The organism is Paenirhodobacter sp. (assembly GCF_041916475.1).
Taxonomy (GTDB): domain Bacteria; phylum Pseudomonadota; class Alphaproteobacteria; order Rhodobacterales; family Rhodobacteraceae; genus Rhodobacter.
This window is the reverse complement of record NZ_JAYRZN010000008.1, coordinates 68,957-93,861: the sequence shown is the minus strand read 5'-3', so window position 1 is coordinate 93,861 and position 24,905 is coordinate 68,957. Positions and strand designations below refer to the sequence as shown.

22 protein-coding genes are annotated in these 24,905 nt (G+C 66.3%); 12 read left to right on the top strand and 10 right to left on the bottom strand.

Features of this window, described 5'->3' with window-relative positions; all coding sequences use genetic code 11:
• Window positions 1-45: 45 nt before the first annotated feature.
• From purB to gap (ACOMG5_RS05190), 6 genes are all read left to right on the top strand, one after another.
• Complete coding sequence (purB, locus tag ACOMG5_RS05215; RefSeq protein WP_420342729.1) at window positions 46-1,350, top strand: adenylosuccinate lyase; 1,305 nt, start codon at window positions 46-48, stop codon at window positions 1,348-1,350.
• Between the two features lie 66 nt (window positions 1,351-1,416).
• Window positions 1,417-1,569, top strand: coding sequence for a hypothetical protein (locus ACOMG5_RS05210; protein ID WP_420342728.1), 153 nt, complete (start codon window positions 1,417-1,419; stop codon window positions 1,567-1,569).
• Window positions 1,570-1,642: 73 nt separating this feature from the next.
• Window positions 1,643-2,704 carry a flagellar motor switch protein FliG gene (locus ACOMG5_RS05205; protein ID WP_420342727.1) on the top strand — a complete coding sequence of 354 codons (1,062 nt, stop codon included), beginning with the start codon at window positions 1,643-1,645 and terminating at the stop codon, window positions 2,702-2,704.
• Between the two features lie 192 nt (window positions 2,705-2,896).
• Window positions 2,897-3,901, top strand: coding sequence for a type I glyceraldehyde-3-phosphate dehydrogenase (gene gap / locus ACOMG5_RS05200; protein WP_420342726.1), 1,005 nt, complete (start codon window positions 2,897-2,899; stop codon window positions 3,899-3,901).
• Between the two features lie 27 nt (window positions 3,902-3,928).
• Window positions 3,929-4,072: a hypothetical protein gene (locus ACOMG5_RS05195; protein ID WP_420342725.1), complete on the top strand. Its 144-nt coding sequence runs from the start codon at window positions 3,929-3,931 to the stop codon at window positions 4,070-4,072.
• A gap of 81 nt (window positions 4,073-4,153) precedes the next feature.
• Window positions 4,154-5,155: a type I glyceraldehyde-3-phosphate dehydrogenase gene (gene gap, locus ACOMG5_RS05190; protein ID WP_420342724.1), complete on the top strand. Its 1,002-nt coding sequence runs from the start codon at window positions 4,154-4,156 to the stop codon at window positions 5,153-5,155.
• Window positions 5,156-5,190: 35 nt separating this feature from the next.
• Here the strand turns inward: gap (ACOMG5_RS05190) and coaD are convergent, their stop codons facing one another.
• The 3 genes from coaD to ACOMG5_RS05175 form a co-directional block, all read right to left on the bottom strand.
• Window positions 5,191-5,685, bottom strand: coding sequence for a pantetheine-phosphate adenylyltransferase (coaD, locus tag ACOMG5_RS05185; RefSeq protein WP_420342723.1), 495 nt, complete (start codon window positions 5,683-5,685; stop codon window positions 5,191-5,193).
• A gap of 102 nt (window positions 5,686-5,787) precedes the next feature.
• Window positions 5,788-6,222: a CBS domain-containing protein gene (locus ACOMG5_RS05180; protein WP_420342722.1), complete on the bottom strand. Its 435-nt coding sequence runs from the start codon at window positions 6,220-6,222 to the stop codon at window positions 5,788-5,790.
• Window positions 6,223-6,301: 79 nt separating this feature from the next.
• The gene (locus ACOMG5_RS05175; protein ID WP_420342721.1) at window positions 6,302-7,201 is read right to left on the bottom strand and encodes a LysR family transcriptional regulator; all 900 of its coding nucleotides are present in this window, start codon (window positions 7,199-7,201) and stop codon (window positions 6,302-6,304) included.
• Window positions 7,202-7,303: 102 nt separating this feature from the next.
• Here ACOMG5_RS05175 and ACOMG5_RS05170 point away from each other — a divergent pair, with 102 nt between their 5' ends.
• The 5 genes from ACOMG5_RS05170 to ACOMG5_RS05150 all read left to right on the top strand — a co-directional run bounded on the left by ACOMG5_RS05170 (window position 7,304) and on the right by ACOMG5_RS05150 (window position 12,446).
• Window positions 7,304-8,803, top strand: a complete 1,500-nt coding sequence (locus tag ACOMG5_RS05170) for a CoA-acylating methylmalonate-semialdehyde dehydrogenase (protein ID WP_420342720.1) — start codon at window positions 7,304-7,306, stop codon at window positions 8,801-8,803.
• A 114-nt stretch (window positions 8,804-8,917) separates the two neighbouring features.
• Window positions 8,918-10,060 (top strand): acyl-CoA dehydrogenase family protein, encoded by a 1,143-nt coding sequence (locus tag ACOMG5_RS05165; protein ID WP_420342719.1) that lies wholly within the window; start codon window positions 8,918-8,920, stop codon window positions 10,058-10,060.
• On the top strand, window positions 10,057-11,094 hold the full coding sequence (locus ACOMG5_RS05160) for an enoyl-CoA hydratase/isomerase family protein (RefSeq protein WP_420342718.1): 1,038 nt from the start codon (window positions 10,057-10,059) through the stop codon (window positions 11,092-11,094). The genes ACOMG5_RS05165 and ACOMG5_RS05160 overlap by 4 nt, the downstream gene beginning before the upstream one ends.
• A gap of 37 nt (window positions 11,095-11,131) precedes the next feature.
• Window positions 11,132-12,004 (top strand): 3-hydroxyisobutyrate dehydrogenase, encoded by an 873-nt coding sequence (mmsB, locus tag ACOMG5_RS05155; RefSeq protein ID WP_420342717.1) that lies wholly within the window; start codon window positions 11,132-11,134, stop codon window positions 12,002-12,004.
• Between the two features lie 61 nt (window positions 12,005-12,065).
• Window positions 12,066-12,446 (top strand): RcnB family protein, encoded by a 381-nt coding sequence (locus ACOMG5_RS05150; protein WP_420342716.1) that lies wholly within the window; start codon window positions 12,066-12,068, stop codon window positions 12,444-12,446.
• A 16-nt stretch (window positions 12,447-12,462) separates the two neighbouring features.
• On the opposite strand, the gene uvrA is transcribed toward ACOMG5_RS05150, so the two are convergent.
• Window positions 12,463-15,321 carry an excinuclease ABC subunit UvrA gene (gene uvrA / locus ACOMG5_RS05145; protein ID WP_420342715.1) on the bottom strand — a complete coding sequence of 953 codons (2,859 nt, stop codon included), beginning with the start codon at window positions 15,319-15,321 and terminating at the stop codon, window positions 12,463-12,465.
• 212 nt (window positions 15,322-15,533) lie between these two features.
• Here uvrA and ACOMG5_RS05140 point away from each other — a divergent pair, with 212 nt between their 5' ends.
• On the top strand, window positions 15,534-15,896 hold the full coding sequence (locus ACOMG5_RS05140) for a rhodanese-like domain-containing protein (RefSeq protein WP_420342714.1): 363 nt from the start codon (window positions 15,534-15,536) through the stop codon (window positions 15,894-15,896).
• Here the strand turns inward: ACOMG5_RS05140 and ACOMG5_RS05135 are convergent.
• From ACOMG5_RS05135 to ACOMG5_RS05110, 6 genes are all read right to left on the bottom strand, one after another.
• Window positions 15,886-17,046, bottom strand: a complete 1,161-nt coding sequence (locus ACOMG5_RS05135) for an MFS transporter (protein WP_420342713.1) — start codon at window positions 17,044-17,046, stop codon at window positions 15,886-15,888. The genes ACOMG5_RS05140 and ACOMG5_RS05135 overlap by 11 nt on opposite strands.
• 79 nt (window positions 17,047-17,125) lie before the next feature.
• A complete protein-coding gene (lpdA, locus tag ACOMG5_RS05130) occupies window positions 17,126-18,520 on the bottom strand; it encodes a dihydrolipoyl dehydrogenase (protein WP_420342712.1) in 1,395 nt (464 codons plus the stop codon).
• Between the two features lie 36 nt (window positions 18,521-18,556).
• Window positions 18,557-19,138 carry a DUF924 family protein gene (locus ACOMG5_RS05125; RefSeq protein ID WP_420342711.1) on the bottom strand — a complete coding sequence of 194 codons (582 nt, stop codon included), beginning with the start codon at window positions 19,136-19,138 and terminating at the stop codon, window positions 18,557-18,559.
• A 57-nt stretch (window positions 19,139-19,195) separates the two neighbouring features.
• On the bottom strand, window positions 19,196-20,449 hold the full coding sequence (locus ACOMG5_RS05120; protein ID WP_420342710.1) for an MFS transporter: 1,254 nt from the start codon (window positions 20,447-20,449) through the stop codon (window positions 19,196-19,198).
• Between the two features lie 49 nt (window positions 20,450-20,498).
• Window positions 20,499-21,563: a tRNA preQ1(34) S-adenosylmethionine ribosyltransferase-isomerase QueA gene (queA, locus tag ACOMG5_RS05115; protein ID WP_420342709.1), complete on the bottom strand. Its 1,065-nt coding sequence runs from the start codon at window positions 21,561-21,563 to the stop codon at window positions 20,499-20,501.
• Entirely contained in the window at window positions 21,560-24,859 is a 3,300-nt protein-coding gene (locus tag ACOMG5_RS05110; protein WP_420342708.1) for a hypothetical protein, read from the bottom strand. The genes queA and ACOMG5_RS05110 overlap by 4 nt, the downstream gene beginning before the upstream one ends.
• Window positions 24,860-24,905: the final 46 nt, after the last annotated feature.

The following is a 24,905-nucleotide window of genomic DNA, read 5'->3' as shown; positions in this document are numbered from 1 at the left end:
GCAGTCTAGAAGCCGCGCAAATCCTTCACAACCGAGAGACCCGCCATGATCCCGCGCTATTCCCGCAAAGAGATGGTCGACATCTGGGAGCCCGCCACGAAGTTCAAGATCTGGTACGAGATCGAAGCCCATGCCTGCGATGCGCAGGCAGCGCTCGGCGTGATCCCGAAGGCGAATGCCGAAGCCGTGTGGAAGGCGAAGGATGTGGAATTCGATGTCGCGCGGATCGACGAGATCGAGGCGGTGACGAAGCATGACGTGATCGCCTTCCTGACCCATCTGGCCGAGCATATCGGCTCGGACGAGGCGCGCTTCGTGCACCAGGGCATGACGTCCTCGGACGTGCTCGACACCACGCTGAACGTGCAGCTGGCGCGCGCGGCCGACATCCTGCTCGCGGATCTGGACAAGGTGCTGGCCGCGCTGAAGAAGCGCGCCTATGAGCACAAGGACACGGTGCGGATCGGGCGCAGCCACGGCATCCACGCCGAACCCACCACCATGGGCCTGACCTTCGCGCGCTTCTATGCCGAGATGGACCGCAACAAGCACCGCCTGCAGGCCGCGCGCGCCGAAGTGGCGACGGGGGCGATTTCGGGCGCGGTGGGCACCTTCGCCAATATCGACCCGGCGGTGGAGGAGCATGTCTGCGCCAAGATGGGCCTGATCCCCGAGCCGATCAGCACCCAGGTGATCCCGCGCGACCGCCATGCGATGTTCTTTGCCACGCTGGGCGTGATCGCCTCGTCGATGGAAAACATCGCGATCGAGATCCGCCACATGCAGCGCACCGAGGTGCTGGAGGCGGAGGAATTCTTCAGCCCCGGCCAGAAGGGCTCCTCGGCGATGCCGCATAAGAGGAACCCGGTCCTGACCGAAAACCTCACGGGCCTCGCGCGGCTGGTGCGGATGGCGGTGGTGCCGGCGATGGAGAATGTGGCGCTGTGGCACGAGCGCGATATCTCGCATTCCTCGGTGGAGCGTGGCATCGGGCCGGATACCACGATCACGCTCGATTTCGCGCTCAACCGGCTGGCCGGCGTGATCGAGAAGCTGGTGATCTACCCTGAGAACATGCTGAAGAACATGAACAAGTTCAAAGGCCTGGTGATGAGCCAGCGGGTGCTTCTGGCGCTGACGCAGGCAGGTGTGTCGCGCGAGGATTCCTACCGGCTGGTGCAGCGCAACGCGATGAAGGTCTGGGAGAAGGGCGCCGATTTCAAGACCGAGCTGCTGGCCGATCCGGAAGTCACTGCCGCGCTGAGCCCGGCCGAGATCGAGGAAAAGTTCGATCTTGGCTACCATACCAAGCATGTCGACACGATCTTCCGCCGCGTCTTCGGCGCGTAACGGAACCGTGATGCGTGGATCGGGGCGATTCGTGGTCTGATTTTGCTTTCAGCAAAGGAGATGACGATGAAGACCACGATCCTCGCGGCGCTGGCACTCACGCTCCTGCCGGCGCTGGCTTCGGCCGAATGCCCTTTCAAGGAAAAGACCGCCATGTCCTGCCCGATGGGGCAAAGCTGGGATGGGCATGCGCAAAAATGTGTGGCCACCAGCAGTTGATGGCCCGGCGCTAACCCGCCCTTAACGCCACGATGACAGCCTGCAGCGGAATACGAGTCAGCTGGAGGCCCCGGTGCAAGTCATCGCGCAGATGAACGGCGAAATGGTGACGGAGCGTGGCTCCGTCCGTCCCTTGTTGTCGGCCCGGCAGAAGGCGGCGGTAATCGTCCGCCTTCTGAGTACCGAGGGTATGAACATTCCGCTGACCGATCTGAGCGACGATCAGCAGACCCTGCTGACCGGACAGATCGCGCAGATGCGTCCGGTGGACCGGGACACGCTGATGGAGATCGTGAATGAATTCTGCCGCGAGCTGGAATCGGTCGGGCTGACCTTTCCGAAGGGCCTGCCCGAAGCGCTGGACATGCTCGATGGCCAGCTGTCCTCGAGCGCAACGAGCCGCCTGCGCCGGATGATCGTCGCGAGCGGCAGCTCCGACCCCTGGAGCCGGATCTCCGGCCTTTCCGCGGAGATCCTGACCCCGGTGCTGCTGGAGGAGAGCCCGGAGGTGGGCGCCGTGGTGCTCTCGAAGCTCTCCGTCGCAAAGGCCGCCGACGTGCTGGGGCAGCTGCCCGGAGACAAGGCCCGGCGCATCGCCTATGCGGTCTCTCTCACCGGCAATGTCGCCCCCGAGACCGTGCAGCGCATCGGCATGGTGCTGGCGCAGCAGCTCGACGCCCTGCCCGACAAGGCCTTCGATACCGGGCCGGTGGAGCGCGTCGGCGCCATCCTGAACCAGTCCAATTCCTCCGTGCGCGATTCCGTCCTGGAGGGGCTGGAGGAGGAAGATCAGGTCTTCGCCGATCAGGTGAAGAAGGCGATCTTCACCTTCGCCCTGATCCCGGCGCGAATCGAAGCGCGCGACATCCCGAAAGTCCTGCGCGGCGTGGATCAGACGGTGCTCATCACCGCGCTCGGCTCTGCCCTTCAGCCCGACGCCCCCGACCTGCAGGTGGGCGAGTTCATTCTCGCCAACATCTCGCAGCGCCTGGCCGCGAGCCTGCGCGAAGAGATCGAACAACGCGGCAAAGTCAAGGACAAGGACGCCGAGGCGGCCAAGTCGGAAATTGTGAATGCGATTCGCACCTTGGAAAGCGCCGGCGAACTCACCTTCATCGCCACCGATGAGGAGTGACCAGTCCGGCACCGCCCTGCCATTTCGGTAGACAACGGTGCACAATCGCCAGCGCTGTTACCGCAATCAGGCCATGTTTCCGCTATCATATTGATATTATGCATTTTCCTGAAAGGCCAGCCATGCTATTCGCGCCATAGACCCACGCGACGCATATGCTGCGGTGCCCCACCGCCTGACAGGAGAGCGCTCATGACCGTCACCATCGGCATCAACGGCTTTGGACGCATCGGCCGCTGCACGCTGGCCCATATCGCCGAAGCCGCGCGGAACGACGTTCAGGTCGTCAAGATCAACGCGACCGGCCCGATCGAAACCAACGCCCATCTTCTGAAATACGACTCGGTGCACGGCCGTTTCGGCGGCCCGGTGAAAGTCGAGGGCAAGACGCTCGACCTCGGCCGCGGCCCGATCGAAGTCATGTCGACCTACAACCCGGACGAACTGGACTGGGAAGGCGTCGACGTGGTGATGGAATGCACCGGCAAGTTCAACGCACGCGACAAGGCCGCCGTACACCTCGGCCGCGGCGCGAAGCGGGTTCTGGTCTCGGCGCCCGCCACCAATGCCGATAAGACCATCGTCTACGGCGTGAACCACCGCGAACTGCGCGCCGAGCATCTGGTCGTGTCGAACGGCTCCTGCACGACGAACTGCCTCGCGCCGCTGGCCAAGGTGCTGAACGATGCGGTGGGCATCGAATCCGGCATCATGACCACGATCCACAGCTACACCGGCGACCAGCCGACGCTGGACCGCCGCCACAAGGATCTGTACCGCGCCCGCGCCGCCGCCATGGCGATGATCCCGACCTCGACCGGCGCGGCCAAGGCCATCGGCGAAGTGCTCCCCGAGCTGGCTGGCCGCCTCGACGGAACCTCGCTGCGCGTGCCCACGCCCAATGTCTCCGCCGTCGACCTGACCTTCTATGCCGCGAAATCGGTGACGAAGGACGAGATCAACGAGATCATGCGCGAAGCGGCCGCGGGCCACATGGGCGCCGTTCTGGGCTACGATCCGGAGCCGAAGGTCTCGATCGACTTCAACCACACCACCCAGTCGTCGATCTTCGCCCCGGAGCAGACCAAGGTCACCGGCGGCCGCCTGGTCCGCGTCCTGGCCTGGTATGACAATGAATGGGGCTTCTCCTGCCGGATGGCGGATGTCGCGGGCGCGATTGGCCGCCTGCTGCACTGAGGCCTGCGCCCGGAGGCGAGCGGTGGCATGAGCAACCGCATCGCCTTCGGGCTCGCCCTTCTGCTCCTGCTCCTGCTTTGTGTCGACGGTCTGGTCAACGACTGGGCTGCGACAATTTTTCTGTCGATCCGGCTGCTTGATCTGATCGCCGCGGTAGCCTTCTGGCGCTGATTGCGGCACTCTTTGGTTGACCTTTCGCGCGCGCTCTGGATGTTAGCGCTAAACGTCAGGACAGGACCAAAGGAGTTTCTCATGACGGTCAAGGTGGCAATCAATGGTTTCGGTCGGATCGGGCGCAATGTGCTGCGCGCGATCATCGAATCGGGGCGAACCGATATTGAAGTGGTGGCGATCAACGATCTCGGCCCAGTCGAGACCAACGCGCATCTGCTGCGCTTTGATTCGGTCCACGGCCGTTTCCCGGCCGAAGTGACGACCGGAGAAGACTGGATCGACGCCAGCCGCGGCCCGATCAAGGTGACCGCCCTGCGCAACCCGGCCGAGCTGCCCTGGTCCGGCGTCGATGTGGTGATGGAATGCACCGGCATTTTTACCTCGAAGGAGAAATGCCTGCCGCATCTGGAAAACGGCTCGAAGCGGGTGCTGATTTCGGCGCCGGGCGACGGCGCCGACAAGACCATCGTGTTCGGCGTGAATGACAAGACCCTGACCAAGGACGATATCGTCGTCTCGAACGCTTCGTGCACCACCAACTGCCTGAGCCCGGTGGCCAAGGCCCTGAACGACGCGATCGGGATCGAGAAGGGCTTCATGACCACGATCCACAGCTACACCGGCGATCAGCCGACGCTGGACACGCTGCACAAGGACCTCTACCGCGCCCGTGCCGCGGCGCTGAGCATGATCCCGACCTCCACCGGCGCGGCGAAAGCGGTCGGCCTGGTGCTGCCGGAGCTGAAGGGCAAGCTCGACGGGGTGGCGATCCGCGTGCCGACGCCGAATGTCTCGGTCGTCGATCTGGTATTCGAAGCCAAGCGCACGACCACCGTCGAAGAAGTCAATGCCGCGATCAAGGCGGCCGCCGATGGCCCGATGAAAGGGATCCTCGGCTATACGCTCTACAAGAACGTCTCGATGGACTTCAACCACGACAGCCATTCCTCGGTGTTCCATATGGACCAGACCAAGGTCATGGACGGCACCATGGTGCGCATCCTCACCTGGTACGACAATGAATGGGGCTTCTCCAACCGCATGTCCGATACGGCGGTTGCGATGGGCAAGCTGATCTGAACCGCCTGACGGAGGGGGCCTGGCGGCCCCCTTCGTTACCGGCGCAGCTTCTGCAGGAGGCGCGCTTCCACCGCGGGCGTCACGAAGCGCGAGACATCGCCATCGAGCCGGGCGATCTCCTTCACCAGCTTCGATGCGATCGCCTGGCGCCGCGCATCGGCCATCAGGAACACCGTCTCGACGCTGGCATCCAGCGCGCGGTTCATGCCAACCATCTGGAATTCATATTCAAAATCCGCCACCGCCCGCAGGCCACGCACGATCACACTCGCCCCCACATCGCGCGCGCAATGGATCAGCAGGTTCTCGAACGGATGAACGACGATCTCGCAGCCGTGCTTGTCGGTCAGGGTGGCGCATTCGGCCTCGAGCATCTCGACCCGTTCTTCCAGCGTGAACAGCGGCCCCTTGTCGCGGTTGATCGCGACGCCAATCACCAGCCGGTCTACCAGCGCCGCGGCGCGCTCGATGATGTCCAGATGCCCCAGGGTCACCGGGTCGAAAGTTCCCGGATACAGGCCGACGCGCATGGGTGATCCTCCTCAGATGCCGGGCGACATGATGAAGGAACGCAACAATATTGCGCGGCGATTTGCAAGCGCCGACCTGATCCGCCGAACCCGCGGCCGGGATCAGTTGCCCATGATCATCCCGGTGAGCGCGTCCTTCTCCATCTTCAGCGCGGCGAGCCGTGCCTTCACCGCATCGCCGATCGAAATCAGACCGACCATTTCGGTGCCCTCCATCACCGGCATGTGCCGGAAGCGGCCTTCGGTCATGCGCTCCAGCACGTCCTTGATCGTATCGGTGCGGGTGCAGCCGATGATCCGGCGGGTCATGATTTCATCGACCGAAAGCGCGAGGCACTCCATCCCGCGCCGCGCCAGCTCGCGCACGATGTCGCGCTCCGACACGATCCCGGCGACAGCCTTGCCATCGGGCGAGACCACCACCGCACCGATCCGGCGGCTGGCCAGCAGCTTCATCGCCTGCTCCACCGTCGAGCCGGGCATCACCGTCACGACACCGTCATCTGCCTTCTCCTTGAGGATCTGAAGAACCTGCATTGCAACCTCCCCTTGCATCGCTGATGACCTTAGCGTCACAGTCACGAAACTTTCTGTCAAGTCGGCGGTTGGTCGAACATCATTGTTTCGCAGCAAGTGCCTCCAGGCGGGAAACCTCGGCCCGAATGCCCTGCGCCAGCGCCTCGGCCAGGCGGCTCAGCCGCTCCGAGCGGCGATCGTCGGCATGGCGCACCAGCCAGAAGGTGCGCTTCAGAGCGATCAGCTCCGGCAGAACCCGGCTCACCTCGGGGCAAAACGGAATGGCGAAATCATGCACGATGCCGAGCCCCGCCCCCGCCCGTACCATCTGCATCTGCACCGCCACCGAATTCGACGCGAGCCCCACCGTCTGCGCCCCGGTTTCCTGTAAATAGTCCAATTCCTTGTCAAAAATCATATCGGGGATATAGCCGACCATGCGGTGCCCGCGCAGATCGCCGCGCCCGAGGATCGGCGGGAACTGCGCCAGATAGGCCCGGTCCGCGGCCAGGTGCAGCTGGTAATCGGCCAGCTTCTGCACCGTGAGCCGCCCGCCCGTGGGCCGCGACACGGTGATGGCGAAATCCGCCTCGCGCTTCGACAGGTTCACCACCCGCGGCAGCGCCAGGAGCTGGATCTCCAGCCCCGGGTTGGCATCGCAGATCGCGGCACAGACCTGCGGCAAGAGATAATTCGCGCAGCCATCGGGCGCCCCGATTCGCAGCTGCCCGGTCAGGCTGCCGGCCGTGCCGGAAAGCTCCTCTTCGGCGCCGGTCATCGCGAGCTCGGCCGCCTCCGCATGGGGCGCGAGCCGCCTGCCCGCCTCGGTCAGCTGATAGCCCTGCGGCGATTTGACGAAGAGCTGCGCACCGAAGCCCTCCTCCAGCCGGGCGATCCGCCGCCCGACCGTAGCCGCATCGCATTTCAGCACCCGCCCTGCGCCCGACAGGCTTTCGGAGCGCGCCACCGCGAGAAATACTCTCAGGTCGTCCCAGTCCATCTCGTACCTTTGCATAAATGCAAAACCTATTTGCCTGAAATCCGCTTTATTCCGCATTTTCGCAACACTAATGTGCAGCCAAACCCAATTGCGGAGGACGCGATGAAAGAGATCGGACACTGGATCAACGGCAAGCATGTGCCGGGCACCTCGGGCCGCTTCAGCGACATCTACAACCCGGCGACGGGCGAAGTGCAGGCGCGCGTGGCGCTGGCGACGCTCGACGAGCTGAACGCCGCGATCGACGCTGCCGCCAAGGCGCAGCTGGTCTGGGCCGCTACCAACCCGCAGCGCCGCGCCCGGGTGATGATGAAGTTCGGCGATCTGATCAACCAGCACATGGACGAGCTGGCCGAGCTGGTCGCGGTGGAGCACGGCAAGACGCTGCCCGATGCGAAGGGCGACGTGCAGCGCGGCCTCGAGGTGATCGAAGTCTGCATGGGCGCGCCGACGCTGCTGAAGGGCGAATATACCGACAGCGCCGGCCCGGGCATCGACCTCTATTCCATGCGCCAGCCGCTGGGTGTGGTTGCGGGCATCACCCCGTTCAACTTCCCGGCGATGATCCCGCTGTGGAAGATGGGCCCGGCGCTTTCGGCCGGCAATGCGATGATCCTGAAGCCCTCCGAGCGTGTGCCCTCGACCTCGCTGAAGCTCGCCGAGCTGGCCAAGGAAGCCGGCCTGCCCGATGGCGTGCTGCAGGTGGTCAACGGCGACAAGCTGGTGGTGGACGGCATCCTCGACAACCCGACCATCCAGGCGGTGGGCTTTGTGGGCTCCACCCCGATCGCGCAATACATCTATGGCCGCGCCGCCAACAACGGCAAGCGCGCGCAATGCTTCGGCGGCGCCAAGAACCACATGATCATCATGCCCGACGCCGATATCGAAAAGGCGGCGGATGCGCTGGTGGGCGCGGGCTTCGGCGCGGCGGGCGAACGCTGCATGGCGGTGTCGGTCGCGGTGCCGGTGGGCGATGAGACCGCCGATGCGCTGATCAACGCGCTGATCCCGAAGATCGAAAAGCTGAAGGTCGGCCCCTATACCGGCGGCAATGACATCGACTTCGGGCCGGTCATCACCGCCCAGGCGCGCGACCGGATCAACGGGCTGATCAATTCGGGCGTGGAACAGGGCGCGAAACTGGTGATCGACGGCCGCGGGATCAAGATCCAGGGCTACGAGAACGGCTTCTACGTCGGCCCGACGCTGTTCGACGGCGTGACCCGCGACATGGACATCTACCAGCAGGAAATCTTCGGGCCGGTGCTCTCGACCGTCCGCGCCAAGACCTATGAGGACGCGCTGAACCTGGTGATCGACAACGAATACGGCAACGGCACCGCGATCTATACCGCCGATGGCGATACCGCGCGCGATTTCGCCAGCCGTGTGAACGTGGGCATGGTGGGCATCAACTTCCCGATCCCGGTGCCGCTGAGCTACTACACCTTCGGCGGCTGGAAGAAATCGGCCTTCGGCGACCTGAACCAGTATGGCCCGGACGCCTTCCGCTTCTATACCAAGACCAAGACCGTGACCGCGCGCTGGTTCTCGGGCATCAAGGATGGCGCCAGCCTGAACTTCAAGGCGCTGGACTGATCCGGAAGGCCGCCCTTCGGGGCGGCCTTTTCCTCCCGGCGGCCCTTGCATTTCCGGCCGCGCGGGACAAGAATTCAACATACGTTCATTTCCATGCACTTCGGGGGGAGACACATGGATTTCACGCTGAGCGAAGAAAGCCGCGCCATTTTCGAGATGGCCCGCGATTTCGGGGCCGAGCAGATTGCTCCCTATGCGCTGGATTGGGAAGAGGCGGGCACGATCCCGCGGGACCTGTGGCGCAAGGTAGCCGAGCTGGGCCTCGGCGGGGTCTATGTCTCGGAGGAATATGGCGGCTCGGGGCTCTCGCGTCTGGATGCGACGCTGGTGTTCGAGGCGCTGGCCATGGCCTGCCCCTCCGTCGGCTCGTTCCTGTCGATCCACAATATGTGCGGCGGCATGATCGACAAGTTCGGCTCCGATGCGGTCAGGGAAAAATGGCTGCCGGGGCTGTGCAGCATGGAGACGATCTTCTCCTACTGCCTGACGGAGCCCGGCTCCGGCTCCGATGCGGCAGCGCTGCGCACCCGGGCGGAAAAGGTCGCGGGCGGCTATCTGCTTAATGGCACCAAGGCCTTCATCTCCGGCGGCAGCTATTCGGACGCCTATCTGACCATGGTGCGCACCGGCGGCGACGGGCCGAAGGGGATCTCCACGGTGATCGTGGCGAATGGCACGCCGGGGCTGAGCTTTGGCGGGCTGGAGCGCAAGATGGGCTGGAAAGCGCAACCGACCGCGCAGGTGCAGTTCGACGATTGCCTGGCGGAGGACCTCGTCGGCGAGGAAGGCCGCGGCTTTGCCTATGCGATGGCGGGGCTGGATGGGGGGCGGCTGAACATTTCGGCCAGCGCGCTCGGGGGCGCGCAGGCGGCGCTGGAGGCGACGCTGGCCTATATGGGCGAGCGGCGCGCCTTCGGTCAGAGCCTCGACCAGTTCCAGGCGCTGCAATTCCGGCTGGCGGAGATGGAGACCCGGCTGCAGGCCGCGCGCATTTTCCTGCGTCAGGCAGCCTGGAAGCTCGACAATGCCACCCCCGATGCTACCAAATTCTGCGCCATGGCAAAGCTGATGGTGACGGATGCGGCCTTCGACGTGGCCAACCAGTGCCTGCAGCTGCATGGCGGCTACGGCTATCTGGCCGATTACGGAATCGAGAAGATCGTGCGCGACCTGCGCGTGCATCAGATCCTGGAAGGCACCAATGAAATCATGCGGGTGATCATCGCCCGCAGCCTGCTGGCGGAGCGCGACCGATGACCGAGCCGACCCTCATCGCCCGCAAGGAAGGCTTCGCGGGCTGGCTGACCTTCAACCGGCCGAAGGCGCTGAATGCGCTCGACCATGAGATGGCCGCGGCGATGGAACAGGCGCTGGATGCCTGGCGCGACGACGATGCGGTGCGGCTGGTGATCATCGACGCGGCCGGCGAGCGCGCCTTCTGCGCCGGAGGCGACATCGCCGCGATCTATCACGAAGGCCGCGCTGGCAATTACGAGATCGGCCCGCGGTTCTGGCGCGACGAATACCGGATGAACGCCAGGATCAAGGAATACCCGAAGCCGGTCGTGGCCTTCATGCAGGGCTTCGTGATGGGCGGCGGCGTCGGTGTCGGCGGCCATGCCAGCCACCGGATCGTTGGCGACACGACGCAGATCGCCATGCCCGAAACCGGCATCGGCCTGATCCCGGACGTGGGCGGCACGCTGATCCTCGCGCAGGCGCCCGGGCGCATCGGCGAATACCTCGGCGTGACCGGCAGCAGGATCGGCGCGCGGGACGCAATCCATGCGGGCTTCGCCGATATCTATGTGCCCGAGGACCACTGGCCCACCATCAAGCAACGCCTGGCCAAGAGCGGCGATGTGGGTGTTCTGCCCGGGAGCCACACCGCCGATCCGGGGCGCCTCGCCGCGCTGCAGCCGCAGATCGACGCGGCGTTTTCCGCGCCGGATGTCCGGGCGATCCTGGCCGCGCTGGAGGCCTCCGGGACCGATTTCGCGCAGGAAACGGCAAAGATCATCCGCCGCAATTCCGCCCTGTCGGAGGAGGCGACCCTGCGGCTGGTGCGGATGACGCGGGCCGACCCAACCATTCGCAACGCGCTCTCGAACGAGTTCCGCTTCACCCTGCGGGCGGTGGAGCACAGCGATTTCCTCGAAGGGGTGCGGGCGCAGATCATCGACAAGGACCGCAATCCGCAATGGAAATGGACGCTGGACACGCTACCTGAAGAAACCGTGGCGGCCCTGCTGGAGCCGGTGCCGGAAAGCTGGCGCATAGATTTCGCGTGATACCTGAAGAGTATCTCGCAAACATTTGGGAGGAAAGATGAAAATCGGATTTATTGGGCTTGGGAACATGGGCGGGCCGATGGCCGCCAACCTGGTCAAGGGCGGCCATCAGGTCGCGGGGTTCGACCTCACGGCACCGATGCCCGAGGGCGTCACCAAGGCCGCGACCGCGGCCGAAGCCGCGACGGACGCAGATGTGGTGCTGACCATGCTGCCCAATGGCGCCATCCTGCGCGCCGTGGCGGCCGAAGTGATCCCGGCGATGCGCAAGGGTGCGATCCTGTGCGATTGCTCGACCGTCGATGTCGACAGCGCGCGCGCCGTGGCCGAACTGGCCGATGCGGCCGGGCTCGGCGCGCTCGATGCGCCGGTTTCGGGCGGGATCGGCGGGGCCTCCGCAGGCACGCTGACCTTCATGGTCGGGGGCACCGACGAGGCCTTTGCCCGCGTGCTGCCGCTGTTCGATATCATGGGCCAGAAGGCGGTGCATTGCGGCACGGCCGGCGCGGGCCAGGCCGCGAAGATCTGCAACAACATGATCCTCGGCGTGACCATGATCGCCACCTGCGAGGCCTTCGCGCTCGCCGACAAGCTCGGGCTCGACCGGCAGAAGATGTATGACGTGGTCTCCACATCCTCGGGCTACAGCTGGAGCCTGAACGCCTATTGCCCGGCGCCGGGCGTCGGCCCCAAAAGCCCCGCCGACAACGAATACCGCCCCGGCTTCGCCTCCGAACTGATGCTGAAGGACCTGCGCCTGAGCCAGCAGGCGGCGGAATCGGCCGATGCGGACACCCCGATGGGGCAGCTCGCGACCGCGCTTTATACCAGCTTCGTCGAGGCCGAGGGTGGCAAGGGACGCGACTTTTCGGCCATGCTGCCTCGGTTCGAGAAGCGCCACCGGAATTGAGCCGCGACGGATCCGGGCTATCTGTGCGTTCAACCGTGACAGATCGCAAAGGAGAGCAGTCATGCGATTCACCCGAACCGGATCCCTTCTGGCCATCGCGCTGATGCTGGGCGTCAGCGCGCCGGCCATGGCCCAGCAGGGCAACACCGTCTGCGAAAACCGCGGCGGCGCGCCCTGCACCAACCCGCTCACCGGTGAGCGCAGCCGCCCGCACGACCGCCAGGACACGCGCAAGGAAACCAAGCACCACCGTGAACCGCGCGCAGGCGACAGCGCCCGCCGCGCACCGATGCTGCAGCAGGCCAAGGCCAGCCGGCTGCCGAAGCCGCCGAAGGGGCAGCATTACCGGATCATGGATGACCGCGTCGTGCGCGTGGACGACCACAGCAAGAAGGTCGTGGCTGTCCTCGGTCCGGTGGATCGGCTGATCACCCGGCACTGAGCCCGGAGGCGGCCGGTTACTCGGCCGCCGCCCGCATCCGCAGCAGCGGTGCCAGGTAATGCCCGGTATGGCTGCGCGGATTGACGGCGAGCTCCTCCGGCGTCCCGGTCCCGACAATCTCGCCGCCGCCTTCGCCGCCCTCGGGGCCGATATCGACGATCCAGTCCGCGGTCTTGATCACGTCCAGATTGTGCTCGATCACCACGACGGTATTGCCCTGATCGACCAGGCTGTGCAGCACCTCCAGCAGCTTGCGTACATCCTCGAAATGCAGGCCCGTGGTGGGCTCATCGAGAATATAGAGCGTCCGCCCGGTGGCCCGCCGGCTGAGCTCTTTTGAGAGCTTCACCCGCTGCGCCTCGCCGCCCGAAAGCGTCGTCGCCTGCTGCCCGACCTTGATATAGCCCAGGCCCACCTCCACCAGCGCATCCATCTTCTCCCGGATCGCCGGCACCGCCTTGAAGAAGGCCTGCGCGTCCTCAACCGTCATCTCAAGAACGTCTGATATGTTCTTGTCCTTGAACTTTATTTCCAGCGTTTCGCGGTTGTAGCGCTTGCCGTGGCAGGTCTCGCATTCGACATAGACATCCGGCAGGAAGTGCATCTCGATCTTGATCACGCCATCGCCCTGGCAGGCCTCGCAGCGCCCGCCCTTCACGTTGAAGCTGAAGCGCCCCGGCTTGTAGCCGCGCGCCTGGGATTCCGGCAGCCCGGCGAACCAGTCCCGGATCGGGCCGAAGGCGCCGGTATAGGTCGCGGGGTTGGAGCGCGGCGTGCGCCCGATCGGGCGCTGGTCGATGTCGATCACCTTGTCCAGATGCTCGAAGCCCTTGATCGTCTCGCAGGGCGCAGGCGTCTCATGCGCGCCGTTCAGCCGCATCGCAGCGTTCTTATACAGCGTCTCGATCGTCAGCGTGGATTTTCCGCCGCCCGACACCCCGCTCACGCAGACGAACTTGCCCAGCGGAAACTCGACGGTCAGGTCCTTCAGATTGTTGCCGCTCGCCTTCACCACGGTGAGCTTCTTGCCGTTGCCCTTGCGCCGCTCGGACGGCACCTCGATCCGCCGGGTCCCCGCCAGATATTGCCCGGTGACGCTCGCCGGATCCGCCGCGACCTCCTCAGGCGTGCCCTTGGTGATTACCCGCCCGCCATGAACCCCGGCGCCCGGCCCGATATCCACCACGAAATCCGCATGCCGGATCGCATCCTCGTCATGCTCCACCACCAGCACGGTGTTGCCCTGATCGCGCAGGTTCTTCAGCGTCGCCAGCAGGCGGTCGTTGTCGCGCTGATGCAGCCCGATCGAGGGCTCATCGAGCACATAGAGCACTCCCGTCAGCCCCGAGCCGATCTGGCTTGCCAGCCGGATCCGCTGGCTCTCGCCACCCGAAAGCGTACCCGCCGCGCGCGAAAGCGTCAGGTAATCGAGCCCGACGTTCACCAGGAACCCCAGCCGCTCGCGGATCTCCTTCACGATCGAGCGCGCGATCTCGTTCTTCTGCACGCCCAGCGTCGCGGGCACCGTCTCGATCCATTCATGCGCCTCGCGGATGGATTTCTCCACCACCTGGCCGATGTGGATCCCCGCGATCTTCACCGCCAGAGCCTCCGGCCGCAGCCGGTAGCCGTGGCAGGTGCCGCAGGGGCGGTTGTTCTGATAGCGCTCCATCTCCTCGCGCGACCAGTTGCTGTCGGTCTCGCGGTAGCGCCGCTCCATGTTGGGGATCACGCCCTCAAACGTGCGGCTGACCTGATAGACCCGGCCGCCCTCGTCGAAGCGGAACGGGATTTCCTCCTCGCCCGAGCCATAGAGGAAGATCTTGCGCACCGCCTCGGGCAGGTCCTTCCAGGGCTTGCGCTTGTCGAAGCCATAGTGCTTCGCCATCGCCTCCACGGTCTGGGTGAAATAGGGGCTTTTGGATTTGCCCCAGGGCACGATCGCGCCCGAAAGCAGCGTCAGCGACTGATCGGGCACGATCAGCCGCGCGTCGAAGAACAGCTCCACCCCCAGCCCGTCGCAGACCGGACAGGCACCGAAAGGCGCGTTGAACGAGAACAGCCGCGGCTCGATCTCCGGGATGGTGAAGCCACTGACCGGACAGGCGAATTTCTCGGAGAAGGTGATGCGCTCGGGCTCTTCGCCCTCGGGCACGGCGGTCTCGAAGAAGGCGATGCCATCGGCCAGATCCAGCGCGGTCCGGAAGCTGTCGGCAAGGCGCGTCTCCAGCCCTTCGCGCACCACGATCCGGTCCACCACCACGTCGATGTTGTGGCGGAATTTCTTGTCCAGCACCGGGGGCTCTTCCAGGTCGTGGAAGGTGCCGTTGACCTTCACCCGCTGGAAGCCCGCCTTGCGCCATTCGAGGAATTCCTTGCGGTACTCGCCCTTGCGGTCGCGCACCACCGGGGCCAGCAGATAGCCGCGGGCGCCCTCGGGCATGGCCATCACCCGGTCCACCATGTCCTGCACCTGCTGCGCCTCGATCGGCAGGCCGGTGGCCGGGCTGTAGGGCACCCCCACCCGGGCAAACAGAAGCCGCAGGTAATCGTAGATTTCGGTCACCGTGCCCACGGTCGAGCGCGGGTTCTTCGAGGTGGTTTTCTGCTCGATGGAAATCGCCGGGCTCAGGCCGGAGATATGGTCCACATCGGGCTTTCCGGCCATATCGAGGAACTGGCGCGCATAGGCGGAGAGGCTCTCCACATAGCGCCGCTGGCCCTCGGCATAGATCGTGTCGAAGGCGAGGCTGGATTTCCCGGAGCCCGAGAGCCCCGTGATCACGGTGAACTTGTCCCGCGGAATGTCGAGGTCGATGTTCTTGAGGTTGTGTTCGCGCGCGCCGCGGATCTCGATGAACTTCTGCTCGACCATGGATGCCCCCGTTTCGACACCCCCTAGATAGGCGAAAGGGCGCGAGTCTCCAACCCATATATGTGAACGGATGATGAACAAATCCGGCCAACGCATGAAGTTTGAGCGGCGGCGGCATCGCATTCCAAAATGTGAATGCCACGCGCGCGATCCGGGCTTGATCTCCGGGCGCGGCCGCACGATTACCATGGGGTTGCAAGAAGGAGCCAGGGATGTTCGGTTTCACGCGTACGGGGGGCCCGCGGGTCGAGAGGATTGCGCCGAAGGATGCGGTCGCGCGCGCGGCGGCGGGCGAGGTCGTCGTGCTGGATGTGCGCGAGGCGGCGGAGCTCGCGCAGACCGGGATCGCCGAGGGCGCGGTGCATGTGCCGCTGGCGGAGGTGGCGCAGCGCTGCGACCCGGCGCATGGGCAGGTGCCGGGCCTTTCGAAGGGCCGGCCGGTGGTGATCTATTGCGCTGCGGGCGGGCGCGCGGGCCGCGCGGGCGAGGCGCTGATCGCGATGGGCTATACCGAAGTGTATAACCTCGGCGGCATCGGTGACTGGCAGGCGGGCGGCGGCAAGGTCACGCGCTGAGGCGGCGGCGGCGCGCCAGCCACAGGTGCATGGCGATCCCGCCGAGGCACAGCGGGACGGCGAAAACCGTGATCGCCCCCGGCCCCATCGCCGCCACCAGGAGCGCGAGCAGCGGTGTGCCGAGTGTCGTGCCGACATTGCCGAGCTGCGCGATCGCGCCAGCGGCTTCGGCGCGCTGCCCGGCGGAAGCGTTCAGCTCGGGGATGGCGGCGAAGCTCGCCCCCTGCACCAGCCCGAGCCCCGCCGCGAGCAGGAAGGCGGCCGCAACCGCAGCCATCCCCGAAGTGGCCGCCCAGAGGAGCGCCGCGGCAGCCCCCACCGCAAAGCCGATCTCTACCGTGCGCACCGCGCCCAGCCGGCGGCTGAGCTGCACACCAATGCCCAGAGACGCGACGATGGAGGCGAGCGGCATCAGGGTCGCGGTCGCGGTGCGGTATTCGGGCGCGACGAGGCCGGGCAGCAGCGTCATCACCGCCACAAAGATCAGCGTATAAAAGACGAAACCGAGCGCCGGCGCCGCGAGCCGCGGATCGGCATAGATCCGCAAATGATCGCCCAGAAGCCCGCCGAGCCGGAAGGGCGGCACCGGCCCGCGCGGCGCCCTCGGCAGCACCGCATGCAGCAGCCCCGCCGCCGCCAGCGTAAGCCCCGCATGCACCGTCCAGAGCGCCGCAGCCCCCCGCGCATGCACCAGCGGCAGCCCGAACAGCGCCGTGACCGCGAAGGCGAGGCCGAAGAAGGTGGACCACAGCGTCATCGCCGCGGCCTGATCGCGCGGCGCGGCCAGCCCGGCGATCAGCACCGGCCCGGCAACCACAATCGCCAGATGCAGGAACCCCTCAGCGACCCGCGAGGCGATCATCAGCCCGAGCGGCAGCCCCAGGCATTGCAGCGCCGACATCCCCGCCGCCGCCACCAGCGCACCGATGATGAGCCGCCGCGCGCCAATGCGCGCCACCAGCAGCCCCGCCGTGGTGCCAAACACGATCCCCACCGCGCCCACGACCGACACCACCAGCCCGAGCCGCACCCCGGCGCCCGGCCAGATCCCGGCAAGCTCCTGATAGATGACGCCGATCTTGGAGAATTGTCCGGCGGCGCAGAGCCCGGCAAACCACAGCGCGAAAATCGCGCCCCATCGCGTATGCATCCGGTCCTCATGCAAAAGGGGCCTCCCGGCCCCTTCTGTCGCGCCCCGCCGCGCGGAGCAAGGATTTTCGACCCTTTGGTCAGAAATGGATCGCCCGGCCGTAGGCGTTCAGCACCGATTCATGCATCATCTCCGACAGGGTCGGATGCGGGAACACGGTCTCCATCAGCTCGGCTTCGGTCGTCTCCAGCGTGCGGCCGATGACATAGCCCTGGATCAGCTCCGTCACCTCGGCCCCGACCATATGCGCCCCAAGCAGCTCGCCCGTCTTCGCATCGAACACGGTCTTGACCAGCCCTTCGGGCTCGCCAAGCGCGATCGCCTTGCCATTGCCGATGAAGGGGAAGCGGCCGACCTTGACATCATAGCCCGCGGCCTTGGCCTTTTCCTCGGTCAGGCCGACGGACGCCACCTGCGGATGGCAATAGGTGCAGCCCGCGATCGAGCCCGGCTTGATCGGATGGGCATGCTTGCCCGCGATCAGCTCCGCCACCATCACCCCTTCATGCGAGGCCTTGTGCGCGAGCCAGGGCGCACCAGCGATATCGCCGATGGCATAGAGCCCCTCGACCCCGGTGCGGCAGAATTCATCGACCACCACATGGGTGCGGTCGATCTTCACGCCGAGCGCCTCGAGCCCGAGACCCTCCACATTGCCGACGATGCCCACGGCCGAGATCACCGTGTCGAATTCCGCCGTGGTGGTGCCCTTCGCGTCTTCGAGATGCGCGACCACCTTGCCCGGGCTGCGGTCCAGCTTCTTCACCGTGGCCTTTTCGAGGATCGTCATCCCCTGCTTCACGAACTGCTTCTTCGCGAAGGCGGAGATTTCCGCATCCTCCACCGGCAGCACCCGGTCCATCACCTCGACGACCGTGGTCTCGGCGCCAAGCGTATTGAAGAAGGAGGCGAATTCGATCCCGATTGCGCCCGAGCCGATCACCAGCAGCTTCTTCGGCATCCGCTTCGGCACCAGCGCGTGCTTGTAGCTCCAGACCAGATCGCCATCGGCCTCCAGCCCCGGCAGCGTCCGCGCGCGCGCGCCGGTGGCCAGCACGATCGCCTTCGCGGTGAGCTCCTCGGTGCCCTTGTCGGTCTTCACCGAAACCAGGCCCTTCTTCGGCAGGCTGGCCTCGCCCATCACCACGGTGACCTTGTTCTTCTTCAGCAGGTGCCCGACCCCGCCCGCGAGCTGCTTCGACACCGCGCGCGAACGCGCCACGACCGCATCGAGATCATAGCCGATCTCGCCCGCCTTCAGGCCGAATTCCTTCGCCCGGTGCATCAGGTGGAACACTTCGGCCGAGCGCAGCAGCGCCTTGGTCGGAATGCAGCCCCAGTTCAGGCAGATGCCGCCCAGGTGCTCACGCTCCACCACGGCGACGTTGAGCCCCAGCTGCGCCCCCCGGATCGCGGCGACATAGCCACCCGGCCCCGCACCGATGACGATCATGTCGAAGCTCTTTGCTGCCATGTCACTCCCTCCGGCTGAAAGTAGTTTGGTATTAAACTAATTCGGCACAGCCCGCAATGGCGGGATCGCGCCAAGCGCATGGGCATAGCCGCCCGCCTCCAGAAAGGCGATTTCCTCGGCGGTACTCGGCCGGCTCAGCACCGCATTGCGCCAGGGAAAGCGGCCGAACTGCGCGATCACGTCGCGATGCGCGTGGGCGTGGCGGATACTGTCGCCGGGCATGCGCTCCTCGAACAGGACGACGCTATGCGTCTGCGCCATCAGGTCCTCGGCATGCATCAGCGGCATATAGAAGAACTGCCGCAGCGGCGGCGCGATCAGAAGATCCTGGCCATGCCCGATCGCCCGGATCGCCGCTTGCAGCGCCAGCGCATCGGTGGCGAAGCTCTCGGGCCGGTTGCGGAAGATGTTGCGCGGGAACTGATCCAGCACCAGCAGGCGGGCCAATGCGCCTTCGGCCGTCGCGTCCCAGGGCTGCAGGCCGGTGCGGCGCGCCTCGTGCCAGAGCGGCTCGAACCGGCTCCGGAGCGCGGCGTCGATCTCGGCGCTGCCCTTGTACCAGCCCTGCGGGCCAAGCTCCTCCCAGTATCGCAGGACCGAGTCGATGCGATTGTCCATGATATGTCCTCCCCCGGCTTCAGGCTGCCAGCGCAGCCCGGCCGGAGCAAGCCACGATCACGCGCGCGCGTCGTCCTCGTTCGCGCCTTCGGCCGCCTTCAGCGCCTTATCCACGGCCAGCGCCGAGGCCGCGGGCGAGATCACCGCATAGGCACCCGGATATTGTCCGATGCGGTTCGGATGGCGCAGCATCCGGTAGAGCGCATAGCCCGCGATACCGCCGAACATGATGACGAGGAACAGGAAATAGCCGCCGCTGCCGATCCGGACCATGAGCCAGCCGGTGATCGGCGGCCCCATCATCGCGCCGACCCCGTTGATGAACAAAAGCCCGCCTGAGGCGGCCGCCATGTCGTTCTGATCGAGGTAATCGTTGGTATAGGCGATCAGCAGCGAATAGAGCGGGTTCGCCACGCCCCCCGCCACCGCCGCCAGCACCGAAAGCACCGCGAAGCCCGGCGAGAAGATCACCGCGAGCAGCATGGCCACGGTGCCCACCGCCGAAATCACGCAGATGATCTTGCGCCGGTCCATCCGGTCCGAGGCCCAGCCGATCGGATATTGCGCCACCAGCCCGCCCACATAGATCGCGCCGACGAAGACCGAAATCTCCGGCACGCTCAGCCCCGCCCGCATCCCCCAGACGGAGGCCATGCCGAACAGCGCCGAGAAAGTGCCCCCCATCAGGAACATGCCCACCACGCCCAGCGGCGAGACCTCGAACAGCTTGCGCAGGCTCAGCCGCTTCACCTGGGCGAAGGGGGGCGCCGGCGCGACCGAGAGCAGGATCGGCGTGAAGGCCACGGAGACCAGCACCGAGGGGATCACGAACAGCAGGTAGCCCTCCGGATCGGCCGTGTTCATCAGCAGCTGCGCCGCGATGATGCCGATCATCTGCACGATCATGTAGGCCGAGAGCGCCTGACCGCGGGTTTCATTGGTGGAGGAGGCGTTGAGCCAGCTTTCGGCGGTGATGTAGACGCCGGAGAAGCTGAAGCCGATCACCACTCGCAGCGCCGCCCAGACCAGCCAGTGCGGCATCGCCGCATAGAGGATCAGCACCGCCGAGATCATCGAGCCGAGCGCCGCGAAGACCCGCACATGGCCCACCCGGCGGATCATGATCGGAGTCATCTGCGAGCCGAACAGGAAGCCGAGGAAATACCCCGACATCACCATGGACATCTGATAGGTGCTGAAGCCTTCGAGCCCGCCGCGGATGCCCAGCAGCGTGCCCTGCATGCCGTTGCCCACCATGAACAGCATCACCCCCAGAAGCAGGGGCCAGGTGGTGCGCAGGACGGTCAGCATGGAGGGCTCCGGTTTGTTTGCGGCAGGTTAGCGGCCAAAAGCGGCGAATCTACGCCGTTTCGCGGCATTCCGGGATCAGAAGCGACGCATCGCCATAAGAAAAGAAGCGGTAGCCGCCCTGCACCGCGTGATCGTAGATCCGCCGGATCCTGTCGCGCCCCATCAGCGCCGAGACCAGCATCATCAGCGTGGATTTCGGCAGGTGGAAATTGGTCATCAGCGCATCGGTCACCCGGAAGCGGTAGCCCGGATAGATGAAGATGTCGGTGGTGCCGCGGAAGGGGCGCAGGGTGCCATCCGCGGCCGCGCTCTCGATCAGGCGCAGCGCGGTGGTGCCCACCGGAATGATCCGCCCGCCGGCGGCGCGGGTCGCGTTGATCTCGGCCGCGGCCTGCTCGGTGACCTCGCCCCATTCGGCGTGCATCCGGTGCGTCTCCACATCCTCGACCTTCACCGGCAGGAAGGTGCCCGCGCCCACATGCAGCGTGACTTCGGTGAATTCCACGCCCTTGGCATGGATCGCCTCCAGCAGCGCGCGGGTGAAATGCAGGCTCGCGGTCGGCGCAGCCACCGCGCCCGAATGGCGCGCAAACACGGTCTGGTAATCGGTCTTGTCGGCCTCGTCGGGCGCGCGCAGGGCGGCGATATAGGGCGGCAGCGGCATCGCCCCCGCCTCGGCCAGCGCGGCATCGAAATCCGGGCCGGTGAGGTTGAACGCGATCCGCATCTGCGCCTCCTCAATGGCGCGCACTTCGGCGCTGAGCGCCTCCGAGAAGCGGATCACCTCGCCTGCGCGCAGCTTGCGCAGCGGCTTGGCCAGCGCCGTCCATTCGCCGCCGGGTGCAGGCTCCAGCAGCGTGACCTCCACCTTCGCGCGCACCGGGCCCTGCCCCGTATCGCGCGTGCGGCTGCCCGTCAGCCGCGCTGGGATCACCTTGGTGTTGTTCAGCACCAGCCGGTCTCCGGGGCGGAACAGATCCACCAGATCCGCCACATGCAGATCGGTGATCCGGTCCCCCTCCGCGAGCAGCAGCTTCGCCGCCGTGCGCGGCCGCGCGGGGCGCGTGGCGATCAGCCCTTCGGGCAGGTCGAAATCGAATTCTTCGAGCTTCATTTCATCCGTACCAGTGGCGGGGCGCGCCGGAACAGATCGCGCAGCGCCCCCGGTGTCAGGATCGAGAGCGGGTTCACCGTCACGCTGGGCTGCCTGGCCAGGCCGCGGACGGTGTAGGTGAACCCGAACAGCCCCTCCCCCTTGCGCGAGATGATCTGCCCGATCGAGTTCAGGATGTAGAGCGGCGAGACGACGCCCTCCATGTCGATCTGCCCCGACTTTGGAAAATAGTTGCCGGTCATCGTGACGCCCATGGAGGCGCCCGTGGCCTCGCCGCTTGTGATGCTGATGCCATCCGGCGTCAAGCGGAAGCTGCTGTCCACGTTGGAAAACAGGATGCCCTCGCCGTTCAGCTGCTCCAGCAGCCCGACGATCGAAGCCGCCGAGAGCATCGAGGCCAGCACCGGCGCATCGGTGACGCGCAGCCCGTCGACATGGAGCGCGCCCTCATAGCTTTGTTGCGCGATGGGCGAGAGGTTCAGCACCATGTTCCCCCCCGCCGCGCGATCGGTGATCCGGGCGGAGGCCAGCACCGCGCCCGCATCCGGGCTGCGCACCTGTACCGCCGTGCGCCCGCCGGCCGCGGGGCCGAGCGCGCCTTCGATCTGCGCACCGCCATTGACCCGGGCTGCGAAATCGCCCGCGAGGCCGTTGCGCGTGGTGAAATTGCCGCGCAATGCGGTGAGCGCCAGCCCGTCGGTGACGATCAGCCGGTTCAGGGTGACGTCGATCCGGCTGCCGGAGCCGCCACTGCCGCCCCCCGATTTGCCGAAGTTCATCCGCCGCAGGTCCAGCACGCCCGAGCGGATCACCACATCGGGCGCCCGCCCCGCCCCCTTGCCCACGAGATCGACCGCGCCATCGAACCAGCGCCCGACCGAGAGCTTGTCGAAGCTTGCCCGCTCCATGCCGGTGGCGCGCAGCGCGACCCGCCCGCTGGCTTCCAGCCCCTCCGCCTTCAGCTCCAGCCGCTCCACCGTCGGCGGCTTCGACAGCACACCGCTCAGCGCGAGCCGCCCCTCGGGCGCTGCGGGCTTGCTCCAGTGGATCTCCGGCACCGCCATGCCGATCCCCTTCAGGTCGGTCACGAACTCGTATTTCGCAGGCTGCCCCTCCACCAGCCCGAGCGAAAGCTTGCCCCAGCCATTGCCCGACAAAAGCCCCTTCGGCAGGTCGATCCCGATCCCGTCCAGCGCCTCCGGGGTGACGTTGACATAGCCCTCCAGGGTCGAGCGGCCCTTGTTCTCGTCGCCGAAGCGCTGCGACCAGCGCGCATCGAAAGGCACACTCTCGAACTGGCCCTTGCCGGAAATCGTCATGCCCTGACGGTCCGCGCGCAAGATCAGCTGCGGCGCGCTGATATGCTTGCCCGGCACCACCTTGTCGGAGCGCACGTCGCGCAGCTGCGCCACCACGTCGAAATCCACATCCTTCGGATTGACCTTCTTCACCAGGCTGAAGCGCAGGTTCGTGCGCGCCTCGGCCCAGCCATCGGCCAGATCCGTGCCCTTGCCCGCCTTGGTCAGGAATTGGAACGGCGGCTCGTCCAGCAGCGACAGCGCCGCCGGGATCGGCGCGCGCGTCACCAGTGCCACCTCCGCGCGGGAGGGCTTCTCGCGGATATCGGGCACGGCCATCACCGAATCCGCCACCTCGATCTGCCCGCCCGAGGGCGCATCGACGGAGCCCTCCTCCACCATCAGCGTGTGGCTGTTGTCGTGGATGGTGGCAAAGCCCCGGCCCTGCTTCACCGGCGGCAGCGTGTTCAGCACGGTGACCTCGGCGCCACTGAACTCGTAGCCCAGCTCGAAGCGCGGCGCCTGCCCGGGCGCGATCCGCATCGCGGCATGGGCATTGCGCAATTCGCCGGTGGCCACATTTTCGGACAGCCAGTTGCGCGTCTGCGGGACCAGCCGCGGCGGCCAGAGCGCCAGAAGATCATGGGTGTTGATCCGCCCGATCCCCGCATCCAGCGCGACGGACCACCCCTTCGGCCCCGCCGAGATCCGCCCCTGCCCCGAGATCCGTCGGTCCCCCTCCACCAGCTGCAGCTGGCCAAGCTCCACCGAGAACGGATCGAGCCGCACCCGGGCATCGAGCGCGCCCACGGAAAACCGCGCCGGCGCCTCGAACACGCCCTCGGGATCGGCCTCGATGTCGTGCAGCTGCACCTGCACCAGCGCCGTGCGCGGCAAGCCATCCACGAAATCGCGCAGGTAGCTCTGGCCGCTGCTGCGCATCCGCAGCGCCCGGCTGGTGAAGCTTGCGTCGCTGACCGTCACCTTCTGCGCCTGCGGGTCGTAGCTCATCTCGACCGACGCGCCCTCGAAGGGGATCGGCGTCGCGCCCTCTGCGGGGCTGATCGCGCCCGCGCCCATCGTGAGCGTGGCATCGGTGCGCAGCATGGCGCCCGCGCTGTCGATCCCGGTGCGGAAGCTGCCCGAGATCGGCGCATCCAGCAGCCCGAGCATCGCCACGGCCGGAGACTGCACCGCGAGATCCTGGCTGCGCACGTTGTTGAAGGTCATGCCGAAACGCGCCTCCGGCCCGAGCTTCGAGGCCGCGGCGCGGAGCCCGATCCGCGCGGGCTGCGCCGCGTCCGCAGCCACGTCGAAGCCGAGCTCCAGCCCGATCTCCGCCCCGGTCTGGGTCAGGCGCAGGTTGCCACCGCTGATCTCCCAGATCCGGTCCAGGCGCGAATCATCGATCCGGATCCGCAGCGCATCGGCGGAGATCTGTTCGAGTGCGCGCAGCGGCGCCGTATCGAAGGCGGCCTTCACCGCTTCGCTGATCTGCCCCATGTTGCGCAGATCGAACCCCTGCATCGCGCCCGCCCCCCCGAGATCGAGGTCGATGCGCCCGTCGGGCAGCCTGCGCAGCGCGATCTCGGCGCCGCTGATGCGCAGCGCCGAGGGCACCATCCGGCCATGCAGCAGCGGCTCGGGCCAGAAGCTCACCCGCACATCCGGCAGCTCCGCGATCGGCTGGCCCGAAACGCGCGCGAGCTGCACCTGCCGCAGCCGGACCCGCGGCACGAAGCCCTCATCGATGATGAGATCCACCCCCCCCGGCACGGAGACCTTCATCGTCCCGGCGAGCGCGCCGTTCAGCCGGGTTTCGAGCTCCGCGATCACCCAGCCCGGGACCGGCACCGGCATGTGGCTCAGCGCAAAGAACCCGCCCGCCGCGGTCAGCGCAGCGATCGGCACGATGATGACGGACCACAGCCCCAGCCGCGCCCGGCGGCGGCGCGGCCGTGCGGTCGCCTCCCCGCTGCGCTCACTGGCTGTGCCCATTCCACCCCGTCGAGAGTTGATTTCCTTGCGATCCGTCATAGACCTT